The sequence below is a fragment of the Brevundimonas aveniformis DSM 17977 genome (genome assembly GCF_000428765.1).
GTDB lineage: Bacteria > Pseudomonadota > Alphaproteobacteria > Caulobacterales > Caulobacteraceae > Brevundimonas > Brevundimonas aveniformis.
The window spans coordinates 409,544-424,519 of the sequence record NZ_AUAO01000003.1; the positions used below are offsets into that span (position 1 = coordinate 409,544).

Sequence of the window (14,976 nt, forward strand, 5' to 3'; positions counted from 1 at the left end):
TCCCAAGGTCTGTCCTGGGGCTTCGCCAAGGGCGAGGATTGGGAGATCACCATGAAGAAATTTGCTTTGGCCGCAGTTGTTGGCCTGTTCGCCGTGTCGGGGGCCTATGCCCATACCGCCCAGGATTCGCTGGTTGGCCGCTCGATCCGGGCCGTAGCTGCCGATGGCACAGTCTCAGTTGTCCATTTTCAGGCGGATGGCGTCGCGCACCTGATGGCCGGCGAGAACCACCTCGACGGCTCCTGGTCCCTCCAGGACAATCAGCTTTGTTTTAACTGGCCCGGCCAGGAGCGAGAGTGCTGGCCCTGGGACGGCTCGCTTCAACCCGGCGTGACGGTCACAGCGACCAGCGACCATGGTGACACCGTTCAGGTTACGCTGGAAGACTAGCCGGTCTCCGTCCGGGCCTGACGTACCGCGGTTCCAATCGGGACGCGGCGGAATCGATCCGTCTCTGCTAGAGAGCTGATCATGGCCCGCGACGGTGCAATCTATGTCTGTCAGTCCTGCGGCGCGGTCCACGCCAAATGGGCGGGCCAGTGCACGGCGTGTCAGGGCTGGAACACCCTCGTCGAGGAAACCCAGAGCCGTCCACCAGGTACGCTCAAGCCCAGCCGCGCGCGTGGTCTGGCCTTTGAGGACTTGCGCTCGGACAATCCCGAACCGCCACGCCTGACGACCGGCGTGGCTGAGTTCGACCGCGTCTGCGGCGGCGGCGTGGTGCCGGGATCCGCCATCCTGTTGTCCGGCGACCCCGGGGTCGGAAAGTCGACCCTCCTGCTCCAGGTAACGGCTCAAGCTGCCGCACGCGGGGCTCGGGTCGCCTATATCTCCGGCGAGGAGGCGATCGAACAGATCCGTTCGAGAGCGGCCCGAATGGGCCTGGCCGAGGCCCCGGTTAATCTAGCCGCCGAGACATCGCTCCGCGAAATTCTCGACGGTCTGAAACGCGATAGCTTCGATCTGGTCATTGTCGATTCCGTTCAGACGCTGTGGTCTGATTCCCATGAAGCAGGACCGGGATCGGTCACCCAGGTTCGTGCCTGCGCTGGCGAACTGGTCCGTTTCGCCAAGAAACGCGGCGTCGCCATCGTCCTTGTGGGTCACGTTACCAAGGACGGCCAGGTCGCCGGCCCCCGCGTGGTCGAGCATATGGTCGATGCTGTCCTCTCGTTTGAGGGCGAGCGCGGCTATCCTTTCCGCATTCTGCGCGCCGGCAAGAACCGGTTTGGCGCGACCGATGAGATCGGCGTCTTCGAGATGGGCGACCGCGGACTGAATGAGGTGCCCAATCCGTCTGCTCTGTTCCTGGGCGAGGGCGGAGAACGTGCTGCCGGCTCGGTCGTCTTTGCCGGAATCGAGGGATCGCGCCCAGTGCTGGTCGAGGTTCAGGCTCTGGTCGCTCCCTCGGCCTATGGGACCCCGCGTCGTGCGGTCGTCGGGTGGGACAATGGACGCCTCGCCATGGTGCTGGCGGTGCTGGAAGCGCGCTGCGGCCTCGGGTTTGGCGACAAGGACGTCTATCTGAACGTAGCGGGAGGCCTGCGAATCTCCGAACCTGCTGCCGACCTTGCCGCCGCTGCGGCCCTGGTGTCCTCGGCGTTGGATCGCCCTCTACCGGAAGGCATGGTCGTGTTCGGCGAGATCAGCCTCTCGGGAGAGGTGCGGCCTGTCAACCGCATGGAATCCCGAATGAAAGAGGCCAAGAAGCTCGGTTTTGACGCGGCTCTTGCGCCAGGTCAGGCTGCGGAGGGCGACATCCTGCGCGTCAATTCTGTCTCGCGCCTTGCCGAAGCGGTCCAGCGCATTGATGATGGAGCCCTTCGTCCGCAGGCCAGACACGCATGACCGGATACGACCTGTTCGCTTTCGTCGTTATCGTCTTTTCGGCCATGGCCGGATGGGTCCGGGGCGGCGCGCGTGAGGTCATCACCTTTCTGTCCTTCATTCTGGCGGCCTTCATCGCCCTGATCGCGCTGCCGATTACCGGGCCAGTTGCGCGCGGGATTTTCGACCCGGACTGGGTCGGAACCGTCCTGGCCGCCATTGTCAGCTTCCTGGTCGTCTATTTCGGGGTTCGTCTCATCGGCGCGATGCTCGGCCGGTCGCTGCGTGAGAGCGCGCTATCGGGTCTGGACAGGGCCGTCGGCGTTGCCTTCGGCTCCTTCCGCGCCCTGGTTTTGCTGGGCGTAATCCACCTGATCGTGTTCGCTTCCAGCACGCCCAATCCGCCGCCAGGCTGGCTGACCAATGCCGCCGTCTTTCCGCTCAGCGCCGGAGCAGCCCGTGCAATTCAGGCTATCCTTCCCAATATTGGGCGCGCCGCCGATCAGGTAACCCCGGTCGTGGTCGATTCCGCTCGTCGCGGTGCCACGGACGAGCCGCAATCCCCCACTAATGAGCCACCGCCGCTAACTGGACCCCAGACATGACCGCCCTCCCCCGCGGCGATGAACCCATTCATCGCGATCCCGACGACGACACCCTGAGGCTGGAATGTGGGGTCTGCGGTGTTTGGGGGGCCCCCGAAGACGAAGCCTCCTCCATTGTCGCGCTCGGCCTGCATGCCCTGCAGCACCGCGGCCAGGAAGCCTGCGGCATCGCCAGCGTCAAGTCCGAGATGTTCCACACGGAACGCCAGCGGGGGCTTGTCGGTGACGTCTTCGGAGGGGCCGACTTGTCCACCCGCATGCCGGGTGAGGCCGCAGTCGGCCATACACGCTATTCGACCGCCGGCGGCTCATCGGACCGCAACATCCAGCCCATGTACGCCGATCTGGATTCGGGCGGCATCGCCATCGCCCACAACGGCAACCTGACCAATTTTCTTTTCTTGCGGAACCGCCTGGTCAGCGAAGGGTCGATCTTTCAGTCGACCTCGGATTCCGAGGTCATCCTCCATCTCATTGCCCGTAGCCGAAAGGCCCGCATTGTCGACCGTTTCATCGACGCTCTGGGCGCGATCGAGGGCGGCTACGCCCTGGTTGCTCAGACCCGCCACAAGATGATCGGAGCCCGCGACCCTCTTGGGATTCGCCCGCTGGTTCTCGGTCGTCTGGGAGACGCTTGGGTTCTGGCATCTGAAACCTGCGCGCTCGACATGATGGGCGCAACTTTCGAGCGCGACATCGAACACGGTGAGGTCGTGGTCATTGACCGTGACGGCCTGCGCTCGCTCAAGCCTCTCCAGGCCCAGGCCGCGCGTCCGTGTCTGTTCGAGTACGTCTATTTCTCGCGCCCGGACTCGATCGTGAATGGGCGTTCTGTCTATGAGGTCCGCAAGGCTATGGGCCGCGGCCTGGCGGTCGAGCACGCAGTCGACGCCGACATCGTGGTGCCGGTTCCGGATTCCGGTGTGCCGGCGGCTCTGGGCTATGCCCAGCAGAGCGGCATCCCGTTCGAGATGGGCATCATCCGCAGCCACTACCTGGGTCGGACTTTCATCCAGCCCAGTCAGGGTGCCCGCCAGAAGGGCGTGCGTATGAAACATAGCCCCAACCGCGCCGCTCTGGCTGGCAAGCGTGTGGTGCTGATCGACGACTCTATCGTGCGCGGCACCACATCACTCAAGCTTGTGCGGACTGTGCGCGAAGCCGGTGCCGCCGAGGTTCACCTCCGTTCAGCCAGCCCGGAAATCAAGTTTCCTGACTTCTACGGCATCGACATGCCCGAGCGCGAACAGCTGATGGCCGCGACCATGTCCCTTGAGGAAATGCGCAAAGCGCTTGAGGTCGACAGCCTGGGCTTCCTGTCCATCGACGGACTCTACCGCGCCGTGGGCGAGCCGGGCCGAAACGACGACACCCCGCAGTTTACGGACCACTATTTCACCGGCGAATATCCGACCCGCTTGCTGGATCGCGAGATCGAGGCCGGAGGGCGCGATATGACCGCTCGCCAGCTTTCCCTGTTGGTCAGCGCCTAGCCCTAGGCTATCAGCCGCCCCATGATCGACATCCTGCCTCTCGCCGGCCGCATCGCGGTGGTCACCGGTGCCTCGCGCGGCATCGGCTACGCGTCTGCCCTCGACCTGGCCAAGGCCGGTGCCCATGTCGTTGCCTGTGCGCGCACCCAGGGCGGGCTGGAAGAGCTCGACGACGCGATCCTCGCCGCCACCGGCCAGCGGGCGACCCTGGTTCCCTTCGACCTGGTCGACGGCGGGGCCATCGACCGGCTGGGAGGTGCCATCTTTGATCGGTTCGGGCGCATCGATGCCTGGGTCCATACAGCCGCCATGTTGGGCACCAGTGGGCTCACCCCAGTCAGCCACGCCGAGCCGCGCGAGTTCGCCAAGATCGAACGAACCAACTTCACCGGCGTCTATCGCCTGATCCGCTCGTTCGAGCCGCTGCTGCGCGCGTCGGACGCCGGGAGGATGGTCTATGTGACCACCTCGGTCGCCCACGCTCCCAAGGCCTTCTGGGGAGCCTATGCCGCGACCAAGGCCGGGGCAGAGGTCATGGTGAAATGCTGGGCCGACGAGATCGAGAACACCCCGATCCGCGTCGCGGTGCTCGATCCGGGCCGGATGCGAACGCGCCTACGGGCCCAGGCCTATCCCGGGGAAGATCCGGCCCAGCATCCCGACCCGACCGCAATCGGTCCGCTGGTCGTTGACCTGTGCCGCCCTGATCAGACCCCGCCGCTGGACATCAGCTTCGTCGACTGGAAAGCCGACAGGGCTTAGGTGCCGCGCGGTTTGGCCCGTGTCGTCGGTGATGCCTTCGCCGGGTCTTCGGGCCAGACGTGCTTGGGATAGCGTCCCTTCATTTCGGTTCGGACGTCTTTCCACGATCCGCGCCAGAATCCCGGCAAGTCGCGGGTCGTCTGTATCGGCCGGTGCGCCGGGCTCAGCAGTTCGAACAGAACCGGTGTCCTTGCACGTCCCACCACCGGATGCTCGCTCACCCCGAACAACTCCTGCACCCTGACCGACACCGTCGGGCCGGCCTCGGCCCCGTAGTCAATCCTGAGACGTGACCCCGTCGGGGCCTCGAACCGATCAGGCGCTTCGAGGTCGAGCTGGCGCACCTGATCCCAAGGCAACAATGACCGGATGGCCGCGGCGATCTCCGCGTCCTTCAGCTCCGTCAGTCGCCGTTTGCCGGCCAGCAACGGCCTCAGCCATTCGTCTGCCCGATCCAGCAGGGCGGCCTCGGACAGATCCGGCCAGTCTGGATCTGTCGCCCTCAGAAACGCGACTCGCGCCCTCAGCCCCTCTGTTGCCTCCCCAAAGCTAAGGGCGACGAGGCCCCGACGCTTCACCTCGCTGACCAGGGCTTCGACGATCATCGCCGGGTCGGGGCGGTCGATCCGTCGCTCGATAACCGTCAGGGCCCCCAGCCGCGTGAGCTCAACAGCCGTGGCCCCGCCGGGCGCATTCAGGTCCAGTCGAATCTCGGTGGCAAAGCGATCGGCAAAAGCCGCGATCAGATCGTCTTCTTCCAGCGCAGCTGCCAACAGGATGCGGTCACGATCAGCACCGCCTCCCAATTCGCCGACGGCCAGCCAACGGGCTCGGGCCAGGGCATCGCTCGGCTCGACATAGGCCCCTCGCCCCGAGGCCAGCCGGAACTCGCCGGGCTTGCCGCGCGCCCTGGCGATGCGTTCGGGAAAGGCTTCGGCGAGCAACAGCCCGACATCAGGCGCATCATCGCGGTCACCCGGGCCGGCCAGCCTGGCCCAGCGATCCGCAATCGCCCGCCCCTCGCGTGCCCGTCCCGATCCATCGCGGTCCAATCGTTCAAGGCGATGCACCAGATCGGTATCTGTCCCTCCCAATCCGCGCTCGGTCAGAAGCACCGCCACTCGCGTCGCCGTCCCGGCCTCACCACGTCCCGCCGCCTGGACCACCATATGGCCCAGCCGCGCCGGCATCGGCATCTCACTGATCCGTTGCCCGTGCTCGGTCAGTCCACCGCCGTCATCCAGAGCCCCCATCCGCTTGAGCTCTGACACGGCCTGCTGCCATGCGCCCGTTGGCGGAGGATCGAGGAACAGCAGACCGTCGGGTGACCTCGCGCCCCAGCGCCCAAGATCCAGCACCAGTCCCGACAGATCCGCCTCCAACATCTCGGGACGATCAAAGGCAACCAGGCCGCGCGTCTCGGCCTCGTCCCACAGTCGATAGCAGACACCCGGCGCAGTTCGGCCGGCCCGTCCCTGTCGCTGATCCGCCGACGCCCGGCTGACGCGTTCGGTTCGCAGCCGGGTCAGCCCTGAGCCGGGATCAAAGCGAGGCACCCGGGACAGCCCGCTGTCGATCACCACGCGCACGCCCTCAATGGTCAGGCTGGTCTGGGCGATGGCCGTCGCCAGCACGACCTTGCGAAGGCCCTCCCGCGCCGGACTGATGGCCAGATCCTGAGCCTTGAAATCGAGCGCACCATATAGCGGCGCGACAACAACCGCCGGGTCGCGAACACGCTGCGCCAGCAAGGCCTCGACGCGCCGAATCTCTCCTTGGCCGGGAAGAAAAACCAGAATCGATCCGATGTCTTCGACCAGAGCCTGCTGAACGGCCCGGACCACGCCGTCCTCGATCCTGTCCGGCCGCCCCAGGTAACGCGTCTCGACCGGGTAGGTTTTTCCCCGGCTCTCGATCACAGGCGCGCCCAGTCGCGCCGATATCGCCGCCCCATCCAGGGTTGCCGACATCACCACCAGCCTCAGGTCGGGCCGCAGAGCCTCCTGCGCGTCCGCGGCGAGCGCCAGTCCCAGATCCGCATCCAGGCTACGCTCGTGGAACTCGTCAAAGAGAACAGCACCGACTCCCTCCAGGCCCGGATCGTCAAGAATCATTCGGGTAAAGACGCCCTCGGTCACCACCTCGATGCGCGTTTTCGGGCCGATCCGGCTTTCCAGTCGCACCCGATAGCCGACCGTCTCTCCGGTCTGCTCGCCCAGAAGGCTGGCCATGCGCCGCGCTGCAGCCCGCGCCGCCAACCGGCGAGGCTCCAGCACGATAATCTTCTGTCCCTGCAACCAGGCTTCGTTCTCGAGGGCCAACGGAACCACGGTGGTTTTGCCCGCCCCCGGAGGTGCGACGAGCACCGCACGAGGCCCCTGCACCAAGGTTGCCCTGAGTGCGGGGATTGCTTCCTGGATGGGCAGATCGGCAACCATGGGCTCGGTCTAGACGACCCCGCGGGCAAGACGAAGCCATCTTCGTGGGCCAGGCGATATGCGAAAGGGTTTGCCTGTGGCCACCCGGCTCACTAACGTCCCGCTCATTGTAAATGGCTGGCTCGGGGGAGCCTGGCCCACGGAGGGGGACTTTATGTCCGAAACGACGAGCGGAAGGCCGCCAGGACCGCGGCTATTCATCAAGAAATCCATTTCCCAGATTCAGCGAGAAGCCGCCACCAGCGGTCTGAAGCGATCCCTGGGGCCCATCAATCTGATGAGCCTGGGGATCGGGGCCATCATCGGGGCGGGGATTTTCGTTCTAACCGGTCAGGTGGCTTCGGCTCACGCCGGTCCGGCGATCATGTTCTCATTCGTGCTGGCCGGCATCGCCTGTGCGCTCGCCGGTCTGTGCTACGCCGAACTGGCGTCGACCATGCCGGTTTCCGGCTCGGCGTATACCTATGCCTACGGCACCATGGGCGAGATTTTCGCCTGGATCATGGGTTGGCTTCTCGTTCTCGAATATGGCGTCGCGGCTTCGACCGTCGCCGTGGGCTGGTCGGGCTATGTCATCTCGATCCTGAGTGATTTCGGGATAAGTCAGACCCTGTTCCCCACAATCCAGTACGCCGGCGGCGAGGGGCCTCAGTGGGCCACGCCGCTTATCCAGTACGTCTCGGAGGGCGGGGCCAGCTTCCCGCTGACCGGAACCTTCAACCTGGTGGCGGCTATCGGCATCGCGGCGGTCTGCTCGCTGCTGGTTCTGGGCGTGTCCGAAAGCGCCAACATCAACAACGCCATCGTGGTCATCAAGATCATTGTCCTGCTGACGTTCATCGCGGTGGGCATCTCCTACATCAACCCGGCGAACTGGGACCCCTTCATCCCGCCGCAGGGCGATACTTGGGACAAGTTCGGCGTCGGCGGCATCTTCCGCGGAGCCTCGATCATCTTTTTCGCCTACGTCGGCTTCGAAGCCGTCTCAACGGCGGCCGCTGAGGCCAAGAACCCGTCCAAGGACGTGCCGGTCGGCATTCTCGGAGCGCTCGTTGTCTGTACCCTGATCTACATGGCGGTTGCTGCCGTGATGACCGGCGTTGTCCCCTATCTGGAGCTGGCCTCGCCTGCCCCCATCGCCGTCGCCATCGACCGCATGGGTCTGGAATGGGCCAACCTGCCGATCGCCCTGGCCAATGGTGAGCCGATGAATGCCATCAGCTTCCTGATCAAGATCGGCGCGATCACCGGCCTGTCGTCAGTGATGCTGGTACTTTGCTACGGCCAGACCCGCATCTTCTACACCATGGCCCGTGACGGCCTGCTGCCGAAGGTGTTCTCGGTCATCCATCCGAAGTTCCGCACGCCCTGGATCGGCACCATTCTGCTCGGCATCGTCATCGCCATTGCAGCGTCGTTCCTGCCGATCTCGATCCTGGGCGACCTGGTGTCGCTGGGCACGGCCTGTGCCTTCGCCATCGTCTGTCTGTCGGTGATCATGCTGCGGATCCGCCATCCCGAGATGGAACGTCCGTTCCGTGTGCCGGGCGGCATCGCGACGGCCGTTCTGGGCATCATCGCGTGCCTGGGTCTGGCGGCCTTCAACTTCATTCCGATGGTTCAGCACGCCATGAACGACAATCCGCTGCCCCTGACGATCCTCGGGGCCTATGCGGCGGTCGGCGCGGTGATCTACATCATCTACGGCTTCTGGAACTCCAAGCTGGCCAGAGGCATCGACACCATCGAGGACCCGACGCTGGCGTCTCCGGCCGAAGCCCTCGGCACCGGTGTCGATAACGTCAAGGAAGACTGACAACCTCAGTCTCCTGAGGATGGAAGCCCGGAGGAAACTCCGGGCTTCTTTCTTTTTGGAGGCGGGACGCTATCTGTGAGCGATGAATTCATCTGCTCCCATCGGCGTCTTCATCGCGCCGGTCACACCCCTGCAACAGAACTGCACCGTGGTCTGGTGTCCCGCTACCAAGAAGGCCGCTGTGATCGACCCTGGCGGCTCGGTCGATTCGATCCTGGCCGAGATCGACAGGCGCGGTCTGACGCTGGATCAGATCTGGATTACCCACGGCCATCTCGATCACGCCGGGGGCGCTGCCGAGATGAAGGAGAAAACGGGTGTGCGGATCGAAGGCCCCCACCCGGACGACCAATTCTGGATCGACGGCATCGAGCAGCAGGGCAAGGCCTATGGCATGCCCGAGGCGCGTTCATTCAAGACAGATCGTTGGCTCGACGAAGGCGACACGGTCACCCTGGGCGAAACCACCTGGCACGTCCTGCACTGCCCGGGGCATACGCCGGGACACGTCGTCTTCTTCAATCGGGATGCCCGGTTTGCCCAGGTCGGGGACGTCCTGTTCCAGGGTTCGATCGGGCGCACGGATTTTCCGAGGGGGAATCTCGACGATCTACTGACCGCGATTACCACCAAGCTGTGGCCCTTGGGTGATGACGTCACCTTCGTTCCGGGCCACGGGCCGATGTCGACCTTCGGCCAGGAACGCCGTTCCAACCCCTTTGTATCGGATCAGGCGATGGCGGGGCGCAATCCGTCTCCGGCGTAGAAACGGCGCAAACGTGGAACTGGACGGGCCGCCACGGGTTGTTCCCTCACCTGAACAGCCGAATGGGAACGCCAGCGATGGCCGATAGCCAGACCGGAACACGCACCGGCACATCCAAGCGTGGATTCGCTTCCATGGACCCTGCACGTCAGCGCGAAATCGCCCGTAAGGGAGGGGCCAGCGTCCCGAGCGAGAAGCGGAGCTTCTCCCAGGATCGCAGCCTTGCAGCGACGGCCGGTCGAAAGGGCGGTGAGGCCTCACACGGCACCCGGAAGCGGGCCGGCCCGAGGTCAGGAACCTAAAGCGAGCTCGAACTCAGACCTGTGCGCCCCGCATCGTATTGCGCAGCGTGGCGTGATGTGTCGGTGCCCCGGCAACGACAACCAGCCGGTCAGAGGCCAGTTGTTTCAATCCACCCAAAGACATCGGCCCGAGCCCAACGCCTGCATCTTCGTTTCGCGAAACCAGGCTCCCTGGCTGAGGCAAGGAATTGAGATCCGGCAAGGAGGTTGCAGCCGCCTGGCGCGATTTCTCGGCATCCATCGCGCGCACCCTGGACACCAGACGCGCCTCTGGCGAAGCACAGTCCGGCCTCAACAGGTCATGCGGTGTGCGCGCCGTCGTCGCCATCTCAACAGCCTCCCTACGTCCCAGCCAATCCTTGACCCAGGATGGGTCGTTCGCCAAGGCGACGAAATCTGATCGTTCAGATGGTGTGGGCCTTCGGCAACGCCTAGGCGTGTTCTCCGAAGCGCGCATACTCCATGCGGGCAATCGTCCGATTGTGGACCTCATCAGGACCATCGGCGATCCTGAGGGTGCGGACCACACCATAGAGCTCGGCCAGGGGCGTATCGCCTGAAACACCTGCCCCGCCGAAAGCCTGGATGGCGTCGTCAATGACCTTCAAGGCCATGCGTGGAGCTGCCACCTTGATCTGGGCGATTTCCGAGCGGGCGTTCTTGGCTCCCGCGACGTCCATCATCCACGCAGCCTTGAGCACCAAAAGGCGGCACATTTCGATATTGGTGCGCGCCTCGGCGACCCGCTGCTCCCACACCGAATGGTCGGCGATGCGCTTCTTGAAGGCCACCCGGCTCAGCAATCGTTCGACCATCAGGTCCAGAGCCCGCTCAGCGCAGCCGATGACGCGCATACAATGGTGGATACGGCCCGGCCCGAGACGCCCCTGGGCGATTTCGAAGCCCCTCCCTTCGCCAGCGATCAGATTCTCGACCGGCACCCGCACATTCTCCAGCACCACTTCGGCGTGGCCGTAGGGCTTTTCGTCATAGCCGAAAACGCTGAGCATGCGCTCGACGCGGAAGCCGGGCGTGTCGACCGGAACGAGGATCTGACTTTGCTGCTGATGCGTTGCAGCGGACGGGTCCGTCTTGCCCATGACGATGGTGATGGCGACGTTCGGATGGCCCATGTTGGTCGACCACCATTTGCGACCGTTGATCACATAGTGGTCGCCATCACGCTCGATGCGCGTCTGGATGTTGGTAGCGTCCGAAGATGCCACCTCCGGCTCGGTCATCAGGAAGGCTGAGCGGATTTCGCCGGCCAGCAACGGCTTGAGCCAGCGGTCTTTTTGGGCCTGATCTCCATAGAGGTGCAGGACCTCCATGTTGCCGGTATCGGGCGCGTTACAGTTGAAAACCTCGGGCACCCAAAGACCGGAATAGGCCATGCGCTCGGCCAAGGGCGCATAGTCCAGATTGCTCAGGCCCGCGCCGCCATAGCCACCATGCACCTCTCCGGGGAGAAACAGATTCCACAGCCCGGCCTCGCGCGCCTCGGCCTTCATGGCCTCCATCACGCCTGGTTGGCGGCGATCGTCTTCATGAATCGCAGCCCAGTACTCTGGGATGCGCGGCTCAACCCGGTCACGAATGAACCGGTCGAGCCGCTCGCCCCAGGCCCGCGCCTGGTCGCTGGGCCGGAAATCCATCTTAGCCCTTCAGGACCGGCTGAAGCGCCAGCGCGTCCATCGGATTGCCGTCGATCTTCATCTTGCCGGACATGAAGGCCCCCATCGGGTCCAGCTCGCCCTTGGCCAGCGACAGGAAATCGTTGAAATCGATATGGATCGTGCAATCCGCCGGGCCGTCATCATTGCTGACCGCGCCGTCGGCGATCCGAATCTTGCCCATATCGCCGAAGTCCAGCTTGTAGGACTTGGCAAGCGCGCCGGCGGCGCTGACGCGAGCGCGAATCTGTTCAGTGACTTCAGCGAGATCGGCCATAGGATCCTCCATGGAATGATAAGGATCGATAGACCTCCGGGGGGCCGGTGCCAAGCGTCACCCAAGGTCAACCTTGGCGATCTTTCGTCGGACGCGGCCATCGGCAATAGTGTCTCATCCCTTGAAGCACGTTCCGGGAGATCGTGATGACACCTCTAAAACTTGCCGTCGCCGGCGTCCTTTGTCTGAGCCTTGCGAGCCCGGTCATGGCCCAGGACACGGGCGGCTATCCGCCCGGCACAACGGTCGATGAGATCGAAGCCTTTGAACAGGCCGAGACTGTCCGCCTCAACAATGCGGTGCTGGAGCGCGATGCCCGGATCGTTGCCGCCAACGAGGCCGAGGCCCAACGCTTCGCCCAGGACCAGGCGGCTTTCGAAGCCGCCCAGGCCGAACACGCCCGTGCCCAGGCCCAGTATGAGGCCGAGCTGGCCGCCGCCCAGGCTTCCCAGGCTCGCTACGAGGCCGAAGTGGCCCGGTGGCGCACCCGGAGTTCGCCCGGTAACTGATCCGGCTACTGCGGGCCGGTGCCCTGCGGCCCGCCGCCGAAGTCGAACTGGGGTTGTTGGGGCCGGCCTTGGGTGTTGCCAAAGGTCCAGGTCAATCCGACGAAGGCCGAACGGCCCCCGAACGTATTCTCTGTCCGGTCCCTCAGCGTCGGGGTTTCGTAGTAGGACGCCCCCTGCATCGTCTCGAACAGGTCGCGGACCGTAAAACTCAGCGACAGCCGCTCGTTCAGCTTGCGGCGATAGCCGAAGTTGACCATGCCCCGGCCCTCGCGGTGGCCTTGGGCATAAACGCTCTCGCCCATCCAGAAGCCACCGAGCTGGAAGAAGTCGTCGGGCGTCGGTTGCCAGTTCAAGCTGGCACGGCCGCTGACCGTGGTTCCGTCGACCTGATTGCCAAAGCCCAGATTGGTCGCGTCAATCTGCTGGTGGAAGGCGTTCAGGCTGACGTTATAGCGCAAAGTGGGGTGCAGACGGCCGTTGGCCACCAGCTCCACACCGGTTGACCGGCTCGACCCCAGGTTCTCGGGCCGGGTCAGCAAGATCCCGCCGCCGATGTCGGTCGCCACGCTCGTGAACGCATCCGACGTTTCGCGGTAGTACAGGGTGGCCTGAAAGAACTGCTGGTTCGCCCGGCTCAGCCAGCTGACCTCGAAGGAATCCGTGATCTGCGGCAACAGGCCGGCGTTGCCCGATACGCGATTGTCGGGATCGACATAGACCACAAACGGGTTGAGTTGCTCCGGCTGCGGTCGCTGGACTCGCCGGCTATAGCTGCCCCGAAGCGTTTGCGTTTCCGACAGGCCATACTCGACGTGCATCGTCGGATAGGCCCGGAAATAGTCGTTGGATTCCGTGATGCCCTGAGTGATCTGGTTCAGGTCACGGGTCACATATTCCAGACGCAAGCCAAATTGGGCTGTCAGAGGCCCGATGGGGCGTTCGTAGGTGCTGTACCAGGCATGGACGGCCTGATCCGCCTGGAAATCGTTCGTCGAGGTGGGGTCGACAATTGCCGTCGCCGCCGTGGCACCGCGCAGCACCAGGTTGGCCAGATCCAGGCTGGTGATCTCGGCTTCATAACCCAGCCTCAGCTTGTGCCCTTCGCCCATTGGCCGACGATAGGCTGTCGAGAAATTCCAGGTGTCTGTCCCCTGGTCATTGTCGATCACCTCATAGAAGCCAGGTAAGGCTGGCAGGCTGTAGGCGGTCGCCCCCTCCTGCCGATTCTGGAAATCGCTACGGTCGAAGCGCAGTTCGGTGGTCCAGTCATGGTCCTCGCCGAATTGACGCAACACACGACCCGTCGCACCGGTGAACTCGCCTGAAAAGCCGCCGAAACCGTCACGACGATAGGCAATGGCCGGCATTCCCAGAGAGTCGTTCTCTTCGAAGGTGATCGTGCCGCTTCCTTCGCTGTCGAAGGCACTGCGACGCAGCTCACCGTTCACCTGGACCTGCTCGTTGACCCGATACTCGGCGGCCAGGCGCAGATACTGGCTGTCAGACGGGGCGTCGACCTCCTGCAAATAAAGGCTATCGAGCCAACTACCGCTGCCGACGTCATAGCGTTCGCGCTCGCGCCGGACATCGAAGTTCTGTCGGTCGTGACGCAGACCGAAGTCGCCCGTCAGCGTCAGATCCCCGAGAACCACCGCTCCGCTGGCGCCCAGATTGTACCGGCCTTCGGTCCCGACATTGGCGCGCAAAGATCCGCTGTGGGTTTCGTTGGGGCGCACCGCATTGGGACTGGACACCAGATTGATGATGCCTCCCGAACCATCGGGCCGATAGGCCGCCGACGGATTAGTCATCACCTCAATGCGAGAAAACTGCGACGCCGGGGTTTGCAGAATGACCGAGGCCCGTCCCGGCCCGCTCATCAGGGCCGAGGGGCGACCGTCGATCAGGATCGTCACATTGCCATCGCCACGCAGCGAGACGTTGCCGTTGGGATCCACATCCACCGACGGGATATTGCGCAGTGCATCCGCCAGGCTGCCGGTGGTCGCCTGAAGATCGTTGGCGAGGCTGTAGCTAACGGAATCGATCGAGGTGCGTGTGGCAGCACGATCCGCTGTGACCGTGACGGTTTCGACCTCGGACTCCGTGTCCTCGTCATCCTCGGCTTCCGTAGCATCAGCGTCTGCCGGCGTTTCGGCGGGCGGCTGCGCGGTCGGCTGGGTCTGAGGCGGAGTCTGATCCGGGGGCGTTGTCTGGGCAACGGCGGTCATCGGCAGGGCGAGCGCGGCGGTCGCCAGGAGGAGCGTGCGGTAGATTGTCATGGAGGAACCACTATGGGGCGTGCAATGGGACGGGAGCTATCGCGCAGCGAAACCTAACGATAGTTACAACTTCGTCATCCGAACGCCGATATCCGAAACCAGGTCCCTGCGGCGTCAACAACGCAATCGAAAATACGCCCGACTGCGTCCAGCCTCCGCTGTCGCCATGCACCCGCCGCCCACACAGGCTTGCAGCGAGGCCGAGGCAATTACTGCATGATAATTA

Annotated in this window: 14 protein-coding genes; 9 read left to right on the forward strand and 5 right to left on the reverse strand. The window is 64.2% G+C overall.

Features of this window, described 5'->3' with window-relative positions; all coding sequences use genetic code 11:
- Positions 1-51: 51 nt before the first annotated feature.
- From G391_RS0110565 to G391_RS0110585, 5 genes are all read left to right on the forward strand, one after another.
- Positions 52-390, forward strand: coding sequence for a hypothetical protein (locus tag G391_RS0110565; RefSeq protein WP_156893926.1), 339 nt, complete (start codon positions 52-54; stop codon positions 388-390).
- 81 nt (positions 391-471) lie between these two features.
- Complete coding sequence (radA, locus tag G391_RS0110570; RefSeq protein WP_029087496.1) at positions 472-1,848, forward strand: DNA repair protein RadA; 1,377 nt, start codon at positions 472-474, stop codon at positions 1,846-1,848.
- Complete coding sequence (locus tag G391_RS14565) at positions 1,845-2,432, forward strand: CvpA family protein (RefSeq protein WP_035304268.1); 588 nt, start codon at positions 1,845-1,847, stop codon at positions 2,430-2,432. The genes radA and G391_RS14565 overlap by 4 nt, the downstream gene beginning before the upstream one ends.
- The gene (gene purF, locus G391_RS0110580) at positions 2,429-3,925 is read left to right on the forward strand and encodes an amidophosphoribosyltransferase (RefSeq protein ID WP_029087497.1); all 1,497 of its coding nucleotides are present in this window, start codon (positions 2,429-2,431) and stop codon (positions 3,923-3,925) included. The genes G391_RS14565 and purF overlap by 4 nt, the downstream gene beginning before the upstream one ends.
- A gap of 21 nt (positions 3,926-3,946) precedes the next feature.
- The gene (locus tag G391_RS0110585) at positions 3,947-4,687 is read left to right on the forward strand and encodes an SDR family NAD(P)-dependent oxidoreductase (RefSeq protein ID WP_029087498.1); all 741 of its coding nucleotides are present in this window, start codon (positions 3,947-3,949) and stop codon (positions 4,685-4,687) included.
- Here G391_RS0110585 and hrpB read toward each other — a convergent pair.
- Complete coding sequence (gene hrpB / locus G391_RS0110590; RefSeq protein ID WP_029087499.1) at positions 4,684-7,125, reverse strand: ATP-dependent helicase HrpB; 2,442 nt, start codon at positions 7,123-7,125, stop codon at positions 4,684-4,686. The genes G391_RS0110585 and hrpB overlap by 4 nt on opposite strands.
- A gap of 154 nt (positions 7,126-7,279) precedes the next feature.
- Between hrpB and G391_RS0110595 the strand changes: the two genes are divergently transcribed.
- The 3 genes from G391_RS0110595 (at position 7,280) to G391_RS15455 (ending at position 10,009) form a co-directional block, all read left to right on the forward strand.
- Positions 7,280-8,941, forward strand: coding sequence for an amino acid permease (locus tag G391_RS0110595; protein WP_029087500.1), 1,662 nt, complete (start codon positions 7,280-7,282; stop codon positions 8,939-8,941).
- Between the two features lie 82 nt (positions 8,942-9,023).
- Complete coding sequence (locus G391_RS0110600; RefSeq protein WP_029087501.1) at positions 9,024-9,707, forward strand: MBL fold metallo-hydrolase; 684 nt, start codon at positions 9,024-9,026, stop codon at positions 9,705-9,707.
- A 62-nt stretch (positions 9,708-9,769) separates the two neighbouring features.
- Positions 9,770-10,009 carry a con-10 family general stress protein gene (locus tag G391_RS15455; protein ID WP_156893927.1) on the forward strand — a complete coding sequence of 80 codons (240 nt, stop codon included), beginning with the start codon at positions 9,770-9,772 and terminating at the stop codon, positions 10,007-10,009.
- A 13-nt stretch (positions 10,010-10,022) separates the two neighbouring features.
- Here the strand turns inward: G391_RS15455 and G391_RS0110605 are convergent, their stop codons facing one another.
- The 3 genes from G391_RS0110605 to G391_RS0110615 form a co-directional block, all read right to left on the reverse strand.
- A complete protein-coding gene (locus G391_RS0110605) occupies positions 10,023-10,337 on the reverse strand; it encodes a hypothetical protein (protein ID WP_029087502.1) in 315 nt (104 codons plus the stop codon).
- A 103-nt stretch (positions 10,338-10,440) separates the two neighbouring features.
- Positions 10,441-11,664, reverse strand: coding sequence for an acyl-CoA dehydrogenase family protein (locus G391_RS0110610; protein ID WP_029087503.1), 1,224 nt, complete (start codon positions 11,662-11,664; stop codon positions 10,441-10,443).
- A 1-nt stretch (position 11,665) separates the two neighbouring features.
- Entirely contained in the window at positions 11,666-11,959 is a 294-nt protein-coding gene (locus G391_RS0110615; protein WP_029087504.1) for an SCP2 sterol-binding domain-containing protein, read from the reverse strand.
- A gap of 146 nt (positions 11,960-12,105) precedes the next feature.
- Here G391_RS0110615 and G391_RS14570 point away from each other — a divergent pair, with 146 nt between their 5' ends.
- A complete protein-coding gene (locus G391_RS14570) occupies positions 12,106-12,468 on the forward strand; it encodes a hypothetical protein (protein ID WP_156893928.1) in 363 nt (120 codons plus the stop codon).
- A gap of 5 nt (positions 12,469-12,473) precedes the next feature.
- Here the strand turns inward: G391_RS14570 and G391_RS0110625 are convergent, their stop codons facing one another.
- A complete protein-coding gene (locus tag G391_RS0110625; protein WP_029087505.1) occupies positions 12,474-14,750 on the reverse strand; it encodes an outer membrane beta-barrel family protein in 2,277 nt (758 codons plus the stop codon).
- Between the last annotated feature and the right edge of the window lie 226 nt (positions 14,751-14,976).